Annotated in this window: 17 protein-coding genes and 2 rRNA genes; 3 read left to right on the plus strand and 16 right to left on the minus strand. The window is 60.7% G+C overall.

All coding sequences use genetic code 11. From position 1 onward, the window contains the following. Positions 1 to 63 precede the first annotated feature (63 nt). The 12 genes from pssA to BM235_RS30080 all read right to left on the minus strand — a co-directional run bounded on the left by pssA (position 64) and on the right by BM235_RS30080 (position 13509). Positions 64 to 804, minus strand: a complete 741-nt coding sequence (pssA, locus tag BM235_RS30025) for a CDP-diacylglycerol--serine O-phosphatidyltransferase (protein ID WP_090117947.1) — start codon at positions 802 to 804, stop codon at positions 64 to 66. A gap of 144 nt (positions 805 to 948) precedes the next feature. After that, a complete protein-coding gene (gene disA / locus BM235_RS30030; protein ID WP_369803576.1) occupies positions 949 to 2043 on the minus strand; it encodes a DNA integrity scanning diadenylate cyclase DisA in 1095 nt (364 codons plus the stop codon). A 14-nt stretch (positions 2044 to 2057) separates the two neighbouring features. Then, the gene (radA, locus tag BM235_RS30035; protein ID WP_090117948.1) at positions 2058 to 3428 is read right to left on the minus strand and encodes a DNA repair protein RadA; all 1371 of its coding nucleotides are present in this window, start codon (positions 3426 to 3428) and stop codon (positions 2058 to 2060) included. 139 nt (positions 3429 to 3567) lie between these two features. Further along, the gene (locus tag BM235_RS30040; protein WP_090117949.1) at positions 3568 to 4713 is read right to left on the minus strand and encodes an ABC transporter permease; all 1146 of its coding nucleotides are present in this window, start codon (positions 4711 to 4713) and stop codon (positions 3568 to 3570) included. A 2-nt stretch (positions 4714 to 4715) separates the two neighbouring features. Next, a complete protein-coding gene (locus BM235_RS30045; RefSeq protein ID WP_090117950.1) occupies positions 4716 to 5834 on the minus strand; it encodes an ABC transporter permease in 1119 nt (372 codons plus the stop codon). Positions 5835 to 5847: 13 nt separating this feature from the next. Beyond that, the gene (locus BM235_RS30050) at positions 5848 to 6783 is read right to left on the minus strand and encodes an ABC transporter ATP-binding protein (protein ID WP_090117951.1); all 936 of its coding nucleotides are present in this window, start codon (positions 6781 to 6783) and stop codon (positions 5848 to 5850) included. 120 nt (positions 6784 to 6903) lie between these two features. Continuing rightward, positions 6904 to 8025, minus strand: coding sequence for a sensor histidine kinase (locus tag BM235_RS30055; RefSeq protein ID WP_090117952.1), 1122 nt, complete (start codon positions 8023 to 8025; stop codon positions 6904 to 6906). A gap of 9 nt (positions 8026 to 8034) precedes the next feature. Next, a complete protein-coding gene (locus tag BM235_RS30060) occupies positions 8035 to 8727 on the minus strand; it encodes a response regulator transcription factor (RefSeq protein WP_090117953.1) in 693 nt (230 codons plus the stop codon). A 166-nt stretch (positions 8728 to 8893) separates the two neighbouring features. Further along, positions 8894 to 11362, minus strand: coding sequence for an ATP-dependent protease ATP-binding subunit ClpC (gene clpC, locus BM235_RS30065; RefSeq protein WP_090117954.1), 2469 nt, complete (start codon positions 11360 to 11362; stop codon positions 8894 to 8896). A gap of 39 nt (positions 11363 to 11401) precedes the next feature. Further along, entirely contained in the window at positions 11402 to 12466 is a 1065-nt protein-coding gene (locus tag BM235_RS30070; protein ID WP_090117955.1) for a protein arginine kinase, read from the minus strand. A gap of 12 nt (positions 12467 to 12478) precedes the next feature. Beyond that, positions 12479 to 12997, minus strand: a complete 519-nt coding sequence (locus BM235_RS30075) for a UvrB/UvrC motif-containing protein (protein ID WP_090117956.1) — start codon at positions 12995 to 12997, stop codon at positions 12479 to 12481. 53 nt (positions 12998 to 13050) lie between these two features. Next, the gene (locus BM235_RS30080) at positions 13051 to 13509 is read right to left on the minus strand and encodes a CtsR family transcriptional regulator (protein WP_090117957.1); all 459 of its coding nucleotides are present in this window, start codon (positions 13507 to 13509) and stop codon (positions 13051 to 13053) included. 258 nt (positions 13510 to 13767) lie between these two features. On the opposite strand from BM235_RS30080, the gene BM235_RS32790 reads away from it, so the two are divergent. Further along, positions 13768 to 13902, plus strand: coding sequence for a hypothetical protein (locus BM235_RS32790; RefSeq protein ID WP_255374663.1), 135 nt, complete (start codon positions 13768 to 13770; stop codon positions 13900 to 13902). 56 nt (positions 13903 to 13958) lie between these two features. On the opposite strand, the gene eis is transcribed toward BM235_RS32790, so the two are convergent. Together eis and BM235_RS30090 are read right to left on the minus strand one after the other, a co-directional pair. Further along, positions 13959 to 15125 (minus strand): GNAT family N-acetyltransferase, encoded by a 1167-nt coding sequence (gene eis, locus BM235_RS30085; protein WP_090117958.1) that lies wholly within the window; start codon positions 15123 to 15125, stop codon positions 13959 to 13961. Positions 15126 to 15161: 36 nt separating this feature from the next. Beyond that, positions 15162 to 16568, minus strand: a complete 1407-nt coding sequence (locus BM235_RS30090) for an MFS transporter (RefSeq protein WP_255374664.1) — start codon at positions 16566 to 16568, stop codon at positions 15162 to 15164. A 121-nt stretch (positions 16569 to 16689) separates the two neighbouring features. Here BM235_RS30090 and BM235_RS30095 point away from each other — a divergent pair, with 121 nt between their 5' ends. Continuing rightward, positions 16690 to 17007, plus strand: a complete 318-nt coding sequence (locus tag BM235_RS30095) for an ArsR/SmtB family transcription factor (protein ID WP_090117959.1) — start codon at positions 16690 to 16692, stop codon at positions 17005 to 17007. Between the two features lie 107 nt (positions 17008 to 17114). After that, entirely contained in the window at positions 17115 to 17543 is a 429-nt protein-coding gene (locus BM235_RS30100) for a VOC family protein (protein WP_090117960.1), read from the plus strand. Positions 17544 to 17709: 166 nt separating this feature from the next. On the opposite strand, the gene rrf is transcribed toward BM235_RS30100, so the two are convergent. After that, positions 17710 to 17826 (minus strand): 5S ribosomal RNA (gene rrf, locus BM235_RS30105). Between the two features lie 137 nt (positions 17827 to 17963). Then, positions 17964 to 18049, minus strand: a 23S ribosomal RNA gene (locus BM235_RS30110); the annotation flags it as partial.

An 18049-nucleotide genomic window follows, 5' to 3' on the forward strand; every position in this document is an offset into this window, starting at 1 on the left:
TTTGTGTCGTCGGTAAGAGATTAAGCTTCAGCGAGCGAACGCCGCCGAACCGCTGCGGAACGCTTACGCGCCGCGACGCGGTCGTTCCTCGTTCTTGCGCCGTTTGCGGCGCAGACGCTTGTAGGCGCCGGAGAACAGGCGCTCAACGTTTTTTTTTAGGCCCCAAAGCGCGTAGAGGAGCAGCATCACGAGGATGAAGTTCGGGATCGCGCGCGGGAACATGAACGCCAGGATCACCGCGGCGACGACGACAAGCGGCACGGCCCAGATCGCGGCCTTCGGCAGCCCGAGCTTCTTGAAGTTCGGGTACTTCAGGCTGCTGACCATGAGGAAGGACAGCGCCAATGTCGCGACGAGCAGCAAGTACACGTGCAAATCGTTGTGGAACAGGGCGAGCGTAGCCAGCACGCCGCCGGCCGCCGGAATCGGCAGTCCGATGAAGTAGCCGGGAATGCCCTCGATCACGTTGAAGCGGGCGAGCCGCAAGGCGCCGCAGATCGGGAAGATCGCGGTGATGATCCACGCGAGCGCCGGATTGACGTCGGTGAAGGCAGCCTGGTACATGATGAAGGCCGGCGCGACGCCGAACGAGATGACGTCCGACAGCGAATCCAGCTCCTTGCCGAACTCGCTCTGGACGTTCAGCGCCCGGGCCACCCGGCCGTCGAGGCCGTCGAGCAGCATGGCGATGATCACGAGCAAGGCCGCGCCGTCCGCGCGGTCGTTGAACGCCAATATAATCGATAATACGCCTAAAAATAAATTGCCTATGGTGAACAGGTTCGGCAATGACTTTGTAAACATTGGACTTCACCTCTACTTTACTATACCCGATCGAGCCGATCGCCAACGCTTGAGACGAAATGGCCCAGGCGGGCTAGTCTAAGAGCCGACTGCAAGCGGATGCAGATATCGTCTCCGCAGGCAACATTCCCCATTGTATGATGCCTATATCTGTCTGTCAATGAACACCTGATCCCGGATTCGCTTCAGTCCGTCGCGGATCGCGCGGGCGCGGACTTCTCCGATGCCGTCTACTTCGTCCAGGTCCTCGATCGACGCTTGGGCGATATGCGTCAGCGCGCCGAAGCGATCGACGAGATTGTGGATGATGACGGCCGGCAGCCGCGAGACTTTCCCCAGGATCCGATAGCCGCGGGACGGCAGTCCCTCCTCGGCCACGGCGCTCAGCGACACGTAGCCCAGCAGCCGGATGATCAGCACCGAATCCAGCAGTTCGTCGGAGCTCAGCTTCTTGAGCGCGTGCTGAATCTCGCGGATGCGCTCCTCGGAGGCATCCTTCGCGTAATCCTTGAGCAGCAGGCGAGCCTCTTCTTCGGCATGGCCGACCAGCTCCTCCAGCTGCATGTTGATCAAACGGCCTTCGTTGCCCAGCTCGAGCACGTACCGCTTGATCTCCATCCGGATGCGCAGCACCATCTCGGCTCGCTGCAGGGCATAGACGACTTCGTGCATCGTCACCTGATTCTCGAACTCCAGCGCCGACAGGTCCGTCAGCGTCTGCGTGTAGACCGCCCGGTACCGCTCCAGCGTCTGGATCGCCTGGTTCGCCTTCGTCAAGATGACCGCCATGTCTTTGAGCGCATAGCGCAGTTGGCCTTGGTACAGGGTGATGATATTGCGCCGTTGGGAAATGGAGACGACGAGCTGCCCGGTCTGCTTGGCCACCCGCTCCGCGGTGCGGTGCCGGATGCCCGTCTCGATCGAGGAGATCGACGGATCGGGAATCAGCTGCGTATTGGCGTACAAGATCCGCTTGGCGTCCTCGCTCAGGATGATCGCGCCGTCCATCTTGGCGAGCTCGTACAGATAGTTCGGGCTGAAGTCGCAGTTGATGGAAAAGCCGCCGTCGACGACCTCCATCACCTCCGGCCCATAGCCCACGACGATGAGCGCGCCGGTCTTGGCGCGCAGCACGTTCTCGAGTCCGTCGCGCAGCGGCGTGCCCGGCGCGACCATCCGCAGCAGCTGGTTCATGACGTCCTGCTGCTCGCGTTCTTTGTCTTTGATCTCCTTCGTCACGCGATCCGTTCCCCCTATTCCAATGCCGCCTTGAGCGCTTCGGCCACAGATTTGACGGGTACCAGCCGGATGCCCGCGGGCGGCTGCCAGCCCTTCATGCTCGCTTCGGGCAGGATGACCCGCTTGAAGCCGAGCTTGAGCGCTTCCTTGACGCGCGTCTCGGCGCGCGAGACCCCCCGTACCTCTCCCGTAAGCCCCACCTCTCCGAAGACGACGTCGTCGGGCTTGGTAGCCAGGTCGCGAAAGCTCGACGCCAGGCTGACCGCGGCGGCCAGATCCGCCGCCGGCTCATCCAGCTTGATGCCGCCGGCGACGTTCACGTAGGCATCCTGATTTTGAAAAAACATCCCCATGCGCTTCTCGAGCACCGCGATCACGAGCGATATCCGATGATGGTCGAGTCCGGAGGACATGCGTCGGGGCGACGGGAAGTGCGTCGGCGCGACGAGCGCCTGCAGCTCGACCATCACGGGCCGCGTCCCCTCCATGCTCGCGACGACCGTCGAGCCGGACACGCCGAGCGGACGCTCGGTGAGGAACAGCTCGGACGGGTTCGACACCTCGCGCAAGCCGTCCTCCGACATGTCGAAGATGCCGATCTCGTTGGTCGAGCCGAAGCGGTTCTTGACCGCGCGAAGCAGCCGGTAAGAATGATGGCGTTCGCCCTCGAAGTAGAGCACGCAGTCAACCATGTGCTCGAGCAGCCGCGGGCCGGCGATCGCGCCTTCCTTGGTGACGTGGCCGACGAGCACGGTCGCGACGCCGCCCTGCTTGGAGATGCGCATGAACTGGGCCGTGCACTCGCGCACCTGCGCGACGCTGCCCGGCGCGGACGGCACGTCGGGACGGTAAACGGTCTGAATCGAATCGATGACGAGAAAGTCCGGCTTCACTTCCTCGATGGACTGCTCGACGAGGTCCAGGTTCGTCTCGCACAGCACGAACAGACGCTCGCTAAGCGCGCCCAGCCGGTCGGCGCGAAGCTTGGTCTGCCGGACGGATTCTTCCCCGGACACGTACAACACGGTCAGGCCTTGGCCGGCGAGCGCGTTCGACGTCTGCAGCAGCAGCGTCGACTTGCCGATGCCGGGGTCGCCGCCGACGAGCAGGAGCGAGCCCGGCACGAGCCCGCCGCCCAGCACGCGGTTGAGCTCCCCGTTTCCCGTCGGGATCCGCGGTTCCTTGCCGCTTTCTATGTGTATGATGGACTGGGCCTTTTCTTTCGTCCGGGTCAGCTCGCTGCTGCGGCCGACGTTCGCCTTGACGACCGGCTCGGCTTCTTCTACCATCGTGTTCCATGCGCCGCACCCCGGGCACTTGCCCATCCACTTGGGCGATTCGGTGCCGCATTCGGTGCAGACGAACTTGATTTTCAGCTTGGCCATGGGATTCCCTTCATTAATTCGCTAGTTACAAGAAGTGTATCATACTTGCTCTCCCCGGTTAAAGTCCGGACCCTGCCCCGACGCAAAGATCCGCCGCCGGGACGGACCCAGGCGACGGATTGGGGAGTGGCGATCGTACTTAGACGAAGGTTCTCGTATCGTTGTTGCGGCTGAAGCGGAAGATCGCGATCGCCGCGAAAGCGGCGGCGAAGGCGGCCAGCACCAGCAGATTCATATACAGGCTGCCGAAGCTGTCGCCGTGCTGCAGCCGGTTCACTGTGTCGAGCAGCCAGTGCTGCGGGAGGAACGCGCCGACCTTGCGGATGGCGTCAGGCATGATATCCATCGGGAAGTAGCAGCCGGCAAGCACGCATGTCGGCGTGATGATGAGATTTTGCAGCGCGCTCGACTGGCCCTTGGACTTGGAAAGCGAGACGATCAGCAGCGACAGCGCGATCGCGCCGAGGCCGAACAGCACCAGGACCAGCGCGAGCTGCATGACCGGTACGCCCGAGTCGATATGCAGCACCGCTCGCATGAAAGTCAGCGTCAGGGCGATCTGGCACACCATCGCGACGATATTGACCGCCACGTTCGCCGCGACGTACGACCGGGCGGTAACCGGCGAGGAGAGCAGGCGCAGGAACGTGCGATTTTCTTTCTCGCGCAGGATCATCTCCGACATGTTGACGGACGAGAACATGATGAAGGCGACCAGGAAGCCGAGCGATTGGTACGTCGTGTCTTTGACGTTGGATGCGTCGTTCAATTGCTCGCGGCTCACCTTGAAGCCGCCCTGCGAATACTCGCCGTAGATTTGCTCGAAGCGCGCCTTGTCTCCCTTCGTTTCCGCGGCGATCGAAGCGACGTTGTTCAGGTAGCCGTCCAGCATCGCCTGTACGTAAGCCGTCACCTGCGCGCCCTTGACGGACAGCAGCTCGAGCTGCTCGGGCGTACCTGTCTTGAGCGTCTCCCCGAACCCCGCGGGGATGACGATGCCCGCGTCCAGCTTGCCCGCCGCGATCTGGTCCTTCAATTCGGCATCCGACGTATCCGTTATCTTGACGCCGTCCAGCGCCCCGATGAAGGCGGCGACGTCGCGGCCGACGACGTCCGCCCCGTCCTGCTGCACGATGCCGATGCGGAGGCCCGTGCCGCCGGCATTGCCGTAGAGAGCGGCGGATATCAGGACGCCGGCGACGGGCAGCAGGAACAAAATCATGTTCGAGCGTTTGCGGAAGGTGTTGCGGAAAGTATGGGCCATGAGCCAGAGGATCGTTTTCACGGTTAGATCGTCTCCCTTCTGCGGATAAAGAACATGCATACGGCGAGCAGGATGACGGCGCCCGCGAGATTATAGCCTGCGGCCATCAAAGCGGGGGCGGTGTCCCCGCCGAACACCGTCTCGATGACGCCGGCGTTGTTCCAGCGCAGCGGCGAGTAGTAGGATACGGCGCCGATAAAGCCGGTAAAGTCATTCACCGGAAAGTATGCGCCGCCTACGAACGAGGCGATCTGGATGAAGATGAGCAAGAACGAATGCGACGCTTTGCTGCGGAAGATCATGCCGACCGCGAGGCCGAAGCCGATGGCCATGAGCACCTCCGTGATCAGAACGAGCAGGACGTGCACCGGATGATCGCCCCAGTTCGCGCCGAAGGCGAAATGGCTGATCAGCATGACGGCGACGATGAAGATGGCGTTGATGACGGTGCTGCCAAGCACCTTGCCGGCGAATATCTCCGCTTTGGACACCGGCGCTGCCGCCAGCCGGACGATCGTGTGGCGGGTCCGTTCGGTCTCGATGAGCGCGGAGGCGCTAAGCGCCGCGTACAAGGCGATCATCGTCGTCATGGCGACCGCATAGTAGTCCATAGAATTCGGTTGGCTGTCCGCCGTAAGCGACGTAGCCTTCACCAGCTGAGCGGGCGAATGGCCGATGCCGTTCGATTGAGAGGATGCGCCTGCGCTCGCGAAGGCGGCCTCCAGATTGTAGCGGTCCGCGAAAGATCTCAGCATGCCCTGCAGGATGTTGCTCTCGATCGTGCTCCGGCTGTTGTCGTAGTAGGCGATGCCCTTGTCGGAGACGTCGGCGAAGGCTGCGAATTGGGCTTCCTTGACGGCCTGCTTGCCGTCCTGGCCGGGAGGAAGCGGCTCGATCGAGACCCCGCTGTCTTCGGCCGCCTTGGCGAAGCTCTCCCAGCCTGCGGCCAGCGCGGGGCTCGCTTGGTCGATCTTGTACGCCAGTTTCACGTCGCTGATCTCGATGCTGCCGGAGAAGGCGTTCGACAGCGCCAGCCCCAGGATGAGCATAAGCGCGATCGGAAAGGCGAGCATGAAGAGAAAGGTGGACTTGTTGCGCAGCGCCGATACGATTTCTTTTTTTGCGATATGCAGCGTGTTCACGCTCTCGTCCCCCTTAGTCTCTCAGATTGCGGCCGGTCAGCGTCAGGAATACCGTCTCAAGGTTCGGCGCCTGCTCCTCGACCGCGCGGATCTCCATGCCGTCGCGGATGAGCTGTTGAACGATGTCGTTCAGGTTGGCGATCTCGGCGCGAGACTGGATCTTGATCCGCTGCTCTTCGATTCGGACGCTCAGGACGCCGCGGATCTCTTTAAGCCGCTCTTGATTCAGGCCTTCGACGCTCTTCACGTCGATCCAGATCTCCTTGGAGTCCGTGATGATCGCCTTGAGCTGTTCCCTGGTGCCGTCCGCGATGATCTTGCCGTGGTCGACGATCGCGATCCGCGTGCAGATCTCTTCGACTTCTTCCATGTAGTGGCTCGTGTAGAGGATCGTGCAGCCCATCCGGTTAAGCTCTTTGACCGATTGTAAAATGTAATTGCGCGAGTGAGGATCGATGCCGACCGTCGGTTCGTCCATGATGATCAGCTTCGGGCGGTGCGCGATGGCGCAGGCGATGTTGAGCCGGCGCTTCATGCCGCCCGAGAAGTTTTTGGGCATCTCCTTGTGCTTGTCGCCGAGTCCGACGAAGCTGAGCGCCTCCTCGACCCGCGCCTTCAGCTCGTTTCCGCGAAAGCCGTACAGCCCGGCGAAAAATCTCACGTTTTCGAAGGCGGTCATGTCCTCGTAGATGGCCAGATCCTGCGGCACGATGCCGATGTTCATTTTGGCGAAGTGCGCGTGCTTGGCGATGTTTTTGCCGAGAAACTTGATCTCGCCCTTCGTCGGACGGAGCAGCGAGGCGATCATGCTGATCGTCGTGCTCTTGCCCGCGCCGTTGGCGCCTAGGAAGCCGAAGATCTCTCCTTCCTTCAAAGTGAGAGACATATTGTCCACCGCCGCGAAGTCCCCGAACTTCTTGGTCAGTCCGCCGATCTCGATAATGTTCATCGCTCATTCGCTCCCGTCGTTCATTTGTTGATCTAATCATAAAAAAAAGGACGCCCTTATGTCAGTGCATAAGTTCATCCTTTGGCATGAGAAATCTCATATGAATCGCTCATGAGAATTTCATGAGCCCGCGCGCACGGGCAGCAGCGTCGTCACGCTGAAGCCGCGCGAGCCGTCGACGATGATCGTGCCGCCCTCCGACGCCGCGCGCTCCTCCATCCCGACGATGCCGAGTCCCTTGACCACCTTGTCCGCCCCGCGGCCGTCGTCGCGCACGACCGCCTTGACGAATTTGTTCAGGACGAGCACTTCGACCGCGATCGAATCGGCGCCGCTGTATTTAAGCGAATTGGTGACGGCCTCGGTAACGTTCGCCTGAATGATACGCCACTGAAGCTGAGTGATCGTATCGAGATCCCCGGCGTAGTTCAGCGTCGCCCGAATGTCCTGCTTCGCCGACAGCTCGTCCACGAACAACTGCAGGCGCCCGATGCCGAGCTGTTCGGCAGGCGGCTTCGACTGCTTCAGCGTCAGTCGGATGCGCTCCAGCCCTTCCTTGGAGATGACGATCGCATTGCCCAGCAGTTCCTCGGCCTTCGCCCGGTTCGTATCGAGCAGCCGCCTCGCCGCCTCCATCTGAATGAGCGCGCCGGCCATCGAGTGGCCGATCTCGTCGTGGATCTGCTGCGACAGCCTTCCCCGCTCCTCGAGGATAATCGTGTACTCGGACTGACGCGCATACTCCTCGTTGTCCGCGAGCGCGCGGGTCAGCCTGCGCGCGTCGTCCTGGAGCTTGTCCCGCTCCTCCTCGCGAAGGGCAAGCCGCGCGTGCAGCCTGCAGGTCGAGATGTAGAGCATGAGGCATAGCGCCGCCGCCAGCCCATAGATCGGCCGGTCCTGCGCCGGCAGCAGCCCGGCGGCCGCTGCCAGCACGACGGCGGACTGCCAGTTGGCGGCGCCGAGGCCCGAAGCGGCTTCGTAAAGGTTCGGTACGGCGAGCAGCAGGAACAGCGGGTGCAGCTCCAGCGCGCCGTAGACCGCAAGGGCGGCGGACAGCGCCGACACCGCGAGCGACGCCGTCTTCATGCGCCTGAGGGGCGGGATGCCGAAGCTAAGGCACGTATAGATCAACAGGACGAGCATATAAGCGGGCCGGAACGATTCGTCGTGAGGCGTCCCGTACAACATGTAACCGATAAACAGCAGCAGAGCGGATTTGCTCCCGAGCAGCCACAGCTCCATCGGCTTCTCCTACTCCTCTTCCGGCACGCGGGCTTCGCCCGTGAGATAGTAGATCGCGATCTGCGTGCGGTGCTCGAGGCCCGTCTTGTTCAAGATCGACGTAATATAGTTCGCCGTCGTGCCTTCGGAGATGAACAGCTTGCGCGAGATCTCCTTGTTCGACAAGCCGCGGGCGATCTGCTCCATGATGTCGAGCTCGCGCTCGGTGAACAGGCTCCTGTCGATCGCTTCGCCCCGCTTGGCCGACGGAGCGGGTGACGGCGCCTGGGGTTGAGGAGACGCGCCCTGCGCGAGCTGCGCCTTGATCTTATCCAGCACGACGTCCTGGAGCACGTCGTGGTTGTTATGCACGCTTTTGATGGCGTCGCGAATCCGCTCCGGATCGTTATTTTTCAGCAGGTAGCCTCTGGCCCCCGCCTTGATCGCTTCGAGAATATACTCCTCGTCGTCGAAGGTCGTCAAAATGAGCGGCTTGGTCTTCGTGTTGGCCGCGATGAGCCGCGCCGCCTCCACGCCGTTCATGTTCGGCATGCGCACGTCAAGCAGAGCGACGTCAGGCGCATGCGCCTCGCAGAAAGCAGCGGCTTGCGCGCCGTCCTCGACCGTCCCCACCACCTCGAATTCCTCGAAGCTGGTCAGGATGATTTTCATGCCTTCGCGGATAAATGAGTTGTCGTCGGCGATCAGCACTTTGATCGGCAAAGCCTTCCACCTCGCTTTATGTCTATGTTGATCATAAGCGCTGCGGGGTCGGGGCGCAATCGACATTGTGAATGGCGGACGCTCTGCATAAGCATATCAACGCAAAAACGCCGGCGGGACGACTCTGACGAGTGTCCCGCCGGCGCGGATGCGGACGGCGATCGGCTTAGCTATTGTTCTTGACCGCTTCGCTCTCTTCGGGAGACGACGGCTTGGTGTTGTTCACGACCAGCGCGCCATCCTTCTCGTCGATCTCGAGCGAGTCGCCCTTCGAGATCTTGCCGAGCAGCAGCTCCTCGGACAGACGATCCTCGATATGCTTCTGAATCGCCCGGCGCAGCGGACGCGCGCCATAAGCCGGATCGAAGCCTTCCTTGGCGAGGAAGCTCTTGGCCGCTTCGGTCAGCTCGAACTTGACGTCGTGCTCGACGAGGCGCTTCTTGAGATCGTCGGCCATGAGCGTGACGATCTGCGCGATGTGCTCTTCGGCGAGAGGGTGAAAGACGATCGTCTCGTCGATCCGGTTCAGGAACTCGGGGCGGAACGACTTCTTCAGCTCGCCCAGCACCTTATCCTTCATGTTGTTGTAGTCCTTGCCCGCATCCTGCACGGCGGTGAAGCCGAGCGAGGAATTGCGCTTGATCTGGTCGGCGCCGACGTTCGACGTCATGATGATCAGCGTGTTGCGGAAGTCTACCGTGCGGCCCTTCGAGTCGGTCAGACGGCCGTCCTCGAGCACCTGCAGCAGCACGTTGAACACTTCGGGATGCGCCTTCTCGATCTCGTCAAGCAGGACGACCGAATACGGCTTGCGGCGGACCTTCTCGGTCAGCTGGCCGCCCTCGTCGTAGCCGACATATCCGGGAGGCGCGCCGACGAGACGGGACGTGGAGTGCTTCTCCATGTACTCCGACATGTCGATGCGGATGACCGCGTTCTCGTCGCCGAACATCGCTTCGGCCAGGGCGCGGGCGAGCTCGGTCTTGCCGACGCCGGTCGGGCCGAGGAAAATGAACGAGCCGATCGGACGCTTCGGATCCTTGAGGCCCGCGCGGGAGCGACGTACGGCGCGGGCGACAGCCTTGACGGCTTCTTCCTGGCCGATGACGCGGTCGTGCAGAATGCTCTCCAGCTTGAGCAGACGCTCGGTCTCTTCCTCGGCCAGCTTGACGACCGGAATGCCGGTCCAGCTCGCGACGACCTGGGCGATATCGTCTGGCGTCACCTCGGAGTCCGTACGGCCTTGCTTTTCTTTCCAGGTATTCTTGGTAGAATCCAGCTCTTCGCGGATCTTCTGCTCGGTGTCGCGCAGCGCGGCAGCCTTCTCGAACTCCTGGCTTTGAACGGCGGCGTCTTTTTCCTTGCGGATATCCTCCAGACGCGCCTCAAGCTGCTTGAGATTCGGCGGTACCGTGTACGAGCGCAGTCTCACCTTGGAGCTGGCTTCGTCGATCAGGTCGATCGCCTTGTCCGGCAGGAAACGGTCCGTGATGTAGCGATCGGACAGCTTGACCGCGGCTTCGATCGCATCGTCCGTGATCTTGACCCGGTGATGCGCCTCGTAGCGGTCGCGAAGGCCGTTCAGGATCTGGATCGCTTCTTCAGGCGACGGCTGGTCGACCGTGATCGGCTGGAAGCGGCGCTCGAGCGCGGCGTCCTTCTCGATATACTTGCGGTACTCGTCGAGCGTCGTCGCGCCGATGCACTGCAGCTCGCCTCTCGCGAGGGCCGGCTTCAGGATATTGGACGCGTCGATCGCGCCTTCCGCGCCGCCCGCGCCGATCAGCGTGTGCAGCTCGTCGATGAACAGGATGACATTGCCGGCTTGGCGAATCTCGTCCATGATCTTCTTCAGGCGGTCTTCGAATTCGCCGCGGTACTTGGTGCCGGCGACGACGGAGCCCATGTCGAGCGTCATGACGCGCTTGTCGCGGAGCGTCTCGGGAATCTCGTTGTTCACGATGCGCTGCGCCAGGCCCTCGGCGATCGCCGTCTTGCCGACGCCGGGCTCGCCGATGAGTACCGGGTTGTTCTTGGTCCGGCGGGAGAGCACCTGGATGACGCGTTCGATCTCCTTGGCGCGCCCGATGACCGGATCGATATTGTTGTCGCGTGCGCTCGCCGTCAGGTCGCGGGCCAGGCCGTCGAGTGTAGGCGTGCTCACGTTGTTAGAAGGCCCGTGATTTTGCGATACGCTCTCGCTGCTGCCAAGGAGCTGCAGCACTTGCTGGCGCGCTTTGTTCAGGCTGATGCCGAGGTTGTTCAGCACGCGCGCCGCCACGCCCTCGCCTTCGCGAATCAGGCCGAGCAGGATATGCTCCGTGCCGACGTACGTATGGCCGAGCTTGCGCGCTTCGTCCATCGACAGCTCGATGACCTTTTTCGCGCGAGGGGTGTAGGCGATGTTGGTGGGCTGCTCCTGGCCGCGTCCGATGAGGGATTCGACTTCGTCCTGGATCTTCTCGAGTCCGAGGCCCAGCGCGATCAGCGCCTTGGCGGCGATGGACTCGCCTTCGCGGATAAGACCGAGCAAAATGTGCTCCGTGCCGATATTGTTGTGTCCCAAGCGCACCGCTTCTTCCTGTGCCAATGCAAGAACCTTCTGTGCGCGTTCGGTGAATCGTCCGAACATCATGAGACAGCACCTCCTCCGTATAATATAAGAATAGATGATTTAGACATGAGTTGCCAGTCTGGACGAGATCATTTGGGCGCGGGTCATGTCCCGCTGCTCCGGACTCAGCGCTTCGCCGTACGCCTGCTGCAAGTATCCGGGCTGAATCGAGACGAGCAGCTCATTAAGCGTGCCCTCGTCCACGCCGGGCAGCAGGCCCAGATGAACGCCGAGCCGCAGGTCCGACAGACGCTGGGAAGCTTCCTTCGCGTCGATGACGGCCGCATAGCTCAGAATGCCGAACGATCTCTTAATCCGGTCCTCGACCTTTATTCTCGACTCGCCCATCAGCTTCGCCCGCGCCGCCTTCTCGTGCTCGATGATCTGCCTGGCGACGGCATGCAAATGCTCGATGATCTCGGTCTCGGACTGGCCGAGCGTGATCTGGTTGGACACCTGGAACAGGTTGCCCGTCGCTTCGCTGCCCTCGCCGTACATGCCCCTGACCGCAAGGCCGACCTGCGTGACCGCAGACAGGATCCGGTTGATCTGACCCGTCATGACGAGCGCGGGCAGATGCATCATGACCGATGCGCGAATGCCCGTGCCGACGTTGGTCGGACAGCTGGTCAGGAAGCCGTACTTCTCGTCGAAGGCATAGTCGACGGCCTCCTCGAAGATATCGTCGATCTTGCTCGCGGTATCCCAAGTCTCCTTCAATTGAAATCCCGCATGGAGACATTGAATGCGCAAATGGTCCTCTTCGTTCACCATCAGGCTGACGTCTTCGCCCGGGCCGAGCATCAGCGCCGCATGCTGGGCCTGGTTCGCCAGCGCCGGACTGATCAGATGCTTTTCCACGAGCACCTGCTTCTCCAGCTCGCTCAGCTCGGACAGTCGCACGCTGCTGACTTCCCCAAGACCGTTCAGCCTGCCGCTCTCGTTCACGAGGAGCAGCCGATCCATCGCCTCCGACGCCTGGGCGGCGCTGGCCATCATCGGAAACGGCAGATGCCGCAGATTCCGGGCGATGCGAACTCGGCTGCTGAGTACGACGTCGCGATCCGGCGCGTCCTCCTTCATCCAGGGGCTCAGCGCCTCCGCGGTATATTTCCGATTACCCATGTGCCGTGCCCCCTAACCGTTCTGGACTTCGCGCTCGAGCTCGCGGATGCGGTCGCGCAGATCGGCGGCGGACTCGAAGTCCTCGCCCTCGATCCGGGTCTGCATCTCCCGCTTCAAGCCGTCGATCTCGCGGCGCAGCCTGACCAGTCCGCCGGCCCGCTTCGGCACTTTGCCGACATGGACCGTGTTCCCGTGCACGCGCTTCAGCAGCGGGTCGAGCCGTTCCGCGAACTGCTTGTAGCAGCGGGCGCAGCCAAACCGGCCGAGCTTGCTGAATTGACCGTACGTCATCCCGCAGCCCTCGCAGCGCTGCTGATGGACTTGCGCTTTGGCGCCGGACAGTCCGACGGGATCGAAGTCCATGAGGCCGGAGAGCAGATTGTGGATGGAAAAGCCGGACGACGTGCCGGGGATGAGCTCGCCCTTCTCCCTGGCGCATGCCTCGCATATATGCAGCTCCGTCTTTTCTCCGTTGACGTACTTCGAGAAATGAAGCGTAGCCGGCCGCTGGCCGCACTCCTGGCATAACAACTTGATCTCCTCCCCACGGCTTAAAGGTTCGCGAACTTGGACAATGGCCGATTCTAACGCGCGAGAAGCGCCAACAGCATGACCCGCATCAGGTTGGACCTCAGCTCGTCCTGCAGCGGTTGCTTGAGCGGCAATGCCTCCGTCGAAAGCGCCGTACGCATCAGATGCGCCTCCCGGGCAGTGACGATCCCTGCTTCTTCAAGCTGATAGATCAAGCCGTTGGCTTTGTTCTCGTCGATCCGACTGCCTGCGCTCTGATGCAGCAGACGCTGAACGGCTTCCAGCGAAGGAAGGTCCACGCGCTGAATGCGGATGTAGCCCCCGCCTCCCCGTTTACTCTCTACGCTATACCCTTTTTCGAGCGTAAACCGCGTGCTGATGACGTAGTTGATCTGAGAAGGCACGCAAGAGAACTTCTCCGCCAGATCTCCCCGCTGGATCTCGATCGAGCCTGCGCTGGTCTGCAAGATCTGCTTCAGATAGTGCTCGATCAGATCGGATATGTTGCGCATAGCAAGAGCCTAACCCCCTTTCCGGAGAACGGCTTCGACTTCTGACTTTGACTTTCTTTGACTATAACCATATTATACGCGCTTTATAATAAAATGCAACCCCGCAAGCTGTTCCGGTCGGCAACCGGGCTATCGGTCGCTCTCCTCCTCAGTATGCACCGATTCGGCCCTGTTTAACGATCGCAGATTGCGTCTTTTCTCTATCCGGCGATCTGGTTATCATTTACATTATAATCATCAACGGAAAGCGGTGATCTGATGACTATCGTAAATACGATTCTGCTCGTTGCCGTGATCGTTCTCTTGCTGCGCATCAATTCGAAGCTGCCGGGCAAGGATCCGGTCCAGGAGGCGGTCGACCGGTACGAAGCCGCCAAGAAACAAAAACCGTAGCGAAAGGCGCATCGCAGCCGCCTGTCGGCAGATGGCGATGCGCCTTCCTCGATCTTTCAGAAAAAGTCCATCAGGAACGTCTCGTATCTCGGCACGCGCCGTTCGAGCAGACCGACGAGCTCCGAATCGCCACCCAGTCTACCTGCCTCGGCCAATAGCCCCGGACGTCGCCCGCCCAACAGCAGCGCGGTCAGCGTCTGAATGTCCAGCGTGACCGATGCCGTGGATTCCTCTTCCGCGCGAGCCAGCGTTGCCTTGCCGTCCGTCCCGATCGCCAGACGGAACGTGCCGTCGTTCCAGGGCGCATGCGCATCCTGCAGTCGAATCAGCAGCGTCTCTTCAGGTCCGGACGCGAACCGGTATTGGGACACGAACGCTTCAGCATCGACGATGCGCGACATAAAGTACGGATGCGTCTCCTGCTTAAAGCGGGGATCGGCGACCAGAAACGGCAGCGGATCGTCCATAGGCACCGTCATCAGAAGGCGGTCGATCATGGAGTCGTGGTTTCCGACGAAATCCCATAGGCCGATGCGGGCGCCTTCCGTAAAGGATACCCATTCAAGCACCGTCATGACCCGATTTTCCACCTGATAATGAAGATAGCCTTCGGGTTCGCCCGATTCGTTGCGATACAAGGCGAGCAGGCCCGGCGTTATCCAGCGCTTGCGCGTCCACCATTCCTCGCTCCTGTCCAGCATGCCGGTATACCGGGATGCGGCTTTGGCGTACAGGTCAGCGACAGCCGCCGTATTAGGCGCGATTCGCTCGACGCTTCCGGGCGAATTCCGTTTCGTCGGAAAATGACGCGGCTCAAGCTCGTATTTTTTGCGCTCGCAGGTCATCTCCCAACCGAATTTGCGGTAAAAGGGAAAAGCGAACGGATGCAACATGCTGATGGTCTGCCCTTGTTCGCGCATTTTCGCCAGCGATGCATGCAAAAGGCGGGACACGCAGCCATGCCGACGCGCTTCCGGCCAGGTCGCCACGCCCGCGATGCCGCCCATTTCCATGCTGATTCCGTTCACCCATACGCGAAACGGAAGCAGGATCAGCGCCGACAGCAGCTTGCCTTGTTCGTCAAAGGCGCCTAGATGCTCCTCCGGCCGGAAGTAACGCAGCTCCGTCGCCCGTCGGTCCGGCGGCAGCTTAAATTGAAAGGCGAATTCGGATAATGCGATCCGCTCGTCGAAATCCTCGAGCGTCAAATGACGAATGTCCATGCGATTGCCCAACCTCCCTTATGCTACCACTATAGCTTAAGGGCGTTCCGCTTGCACGGCCGAGGCGAGCACAGGCTTCGCGCTTCTGCCGCGGAGGTAGAGGTAGGCGCAGCCGATCGACAGCAGTACGACGACTGCCAGCCCCCAGTAGATGTTGCTGTACGCTTCATGCAGCGGCAGGCTCTTCTGCCAATCGATCGCGCTCGCGGACAGCGCCACGCCGAATGCGCCGCTCACGAACTGAAGGAGTTGGAACAGCCCCATCCCGGAGCCGATCTGCGAGGCCGGCAGCAGCCGCGACATCTCGTTGGAGATGCTGCTGGTCATGAAGGTGAAGCCAAGGCTTAGCAGCATGTAGATCAACAGGATCGACACGTACGACGTACCGGACAGCAGCGCGAACAAAGCGACGGAGAGCAGAATAAGCACCGGGATGTAACGGATAATCGCCGCGTTGCCGCTGCGGTCGATGATGCCGCCGACCTTGCGAGACATCAGGAGCGCGAGCAGCGAGCCTGGGAAGATCACGAGTCCGGACTCGATCGCGCTGAGACCGTGCAGATGAACGAGTATTTGCGGAAGCAGGAACAATGTCGCGAAGCTGGATAGATACGCCGCGACGCCGACCGCGCTAAGCAGCAGGTATTTGCGATTCGCGAAAAGCGCCGGCAGCACGAACGGATATCGAGCCGTACGGATGCGGGCGGCGAACAGAATGAGCGCCAGCGCGCCGCCGGCGAGCATGTACCACTGGTGGTTCGTCAAAAATAACAGCAGGCCTGTCGTGCTCACCGCGGCCAACAGCGCGCCAGGCAGGTCGAGCGATCCAGCTCCCTTGTTTTCTCTCGGCAGTACGATCGCCAGCACGGGCACGAGGATCAGCGTCAAGGCGCTGACGGCAAACAAGAAGTGCCAACCGAGATATTGCACGACGGCTCCGCCTACAACAGGGCCCAAGCCCAGGCCGAGCGATGCGGCGGACATGATGATCGCCATCGCGGCGCCTCTGCGCTCCACCGGCACGTACCGGCTGATAAGCACCAGCGAGAGCGAGGGAATCGCGCCTGCGCCTGTCGCCTGCACGATCCGTACGATCAGCAGCATCAGGAAGCTGTTTGCGAACAGGCCGATGATCGCGGCAAGACCGAAGAGCAGCAGACTAATCACGACAAGTCGCCTGATCGGCACGTAATCCGACAGACGGCTGTACGTAATCGAGGCTATCGCGAATACGATGGAATAACCGGTCACGATCCAGGATGCGCTTGACGGCGACAGCGCGAAGTCATGCGTAACATCCGGCAGCGCGAGATTGAACATCATCGTATTCATAATAACGAGTACCATGGCAAGTCCAAGGATGAGCGTCGCGACCTTTTCCGATTTAAAGGACGGTGCCTCCGTCATCGCAGCTGCGCCGCTAATCGCGTTTTTTGCGTTCATTTGGTTCATCTCCATTCCATTATTTCAATGTTTTATTGTTCTATGATCATCGAACAATAGAAATATAACATCCCTTATGATAAAATGCAATTACGAACTTAAACAAGGAGGGCTCCGCCTCATGAAGCCGCTTTTCCACCCAGATACAGCGGATATTCAGCTCTCTTCCGTTTTATATGCGCTAAGCGACCCGGTTCGCTTGATGATGGTCTACAAGCTGAGACAGAACGGCGAACGCGCCTGCGGCGATATCGAGCTGCCGATCGCCAAGTCCACCGTCTCTCACCATAGCCGTACGCTGCGCGAAGCGGGCGTCGTGCGCACGCGAATGCACGGTACCCAGCGCCTGTTGTCCCTTCGCGAAGAGGATCTGGAGACGCGCTTTCCGGGTCTGCTGAATTCGATCCTAGCTTCTTACGAAGAAACCGATGAGCTCTGAGCTCTCGGTTTTTTTGCATCGATGACAAGACTTGTCACGATTAACGGGTAAGCTGGCTTTGAGGACGCCGGATGGGTGACCCAATAAAAGCCAAGGAGCTGATCCCAATGAGCATTCATTTTGTTCCCTTTATCCAGCTAGACGGCCGCGCCAAGGAAGCCATCGATTTTTATGTCGAAGCGCTTGGCGCAGAAGTAACGTTCAGCCAGACTTTCGGCGCCGGCCCCGGCGCGTCGGACGGCTCGATGCCGGAAGCGCTTAAGGAACGGATCGCGCACAGCGAATTAAAAATCGGAGAGGCCCAACTTATGGTCTCCGATTCTGAGCCGGGAAAAAGCCCGCGTGAAGGAGACCTGCTCACGGTCTGCATCACGACCCCAGACGCCGAGCAGGCTACGCGCATGTATCATGCGCTTCGTGAAGGCGGCGAGGTGATCACGCCGCTTAGCGCCTTTCACTTCAGCCCTGCCTATGGCGTCGTGAAGGACAAGTTCGGCGTCACGTTCCAATGCTTCACCTCGAGACGGCGGAGCTAGTTTGATCGCAGGCCGATAGCTGCCCTGCCCGCTAACCTACGTTATCTGACGTCTGCAAGCGGACTCAAGATCCGTTATTTCCGCCAAGTCCGCCTTTTATCGCTTCGTTGCGGACCATGCAAAAAAACCACCTTCCGAAGAAGGTGGTTTTCTTTTGCTGCGTTTAGCCTGGCGACGTCCTACTCTCCCAGGACCCTGCGGTCCAAGTACCATTGGCGCTGGAGGGCTTAACGGTCGTGTTCGAGATGGGTACGCGTGGGACCCCTCCGCCATTACCACCAGACCTACTGTTTGGCATTTGCCATACAGCGTTGCAGCTTACAGAGCTTGCGCCCTGAAAACCGGATGCGAAACGAACCTGCGCTAGAAATTCTCTTGCCTGTGCGGCTTGGCCGTTGGTCTGCTTTGAAAAGCAAACCGTAGGATAAGCCCTCGACCGATTAGTACTCGTCAGCTACACCCATTACTGAGCTTACACCCCGAGCCTATCAACCTCGTGTTCTCCA

It is taken from the genome of Cohnella sp. OV330 (assembly GCF_900112065.1).
GTDB lineage: Bacteria > Bacillota > Bacilli > Paenibacillales > Paenibacillaceae > Cohnella.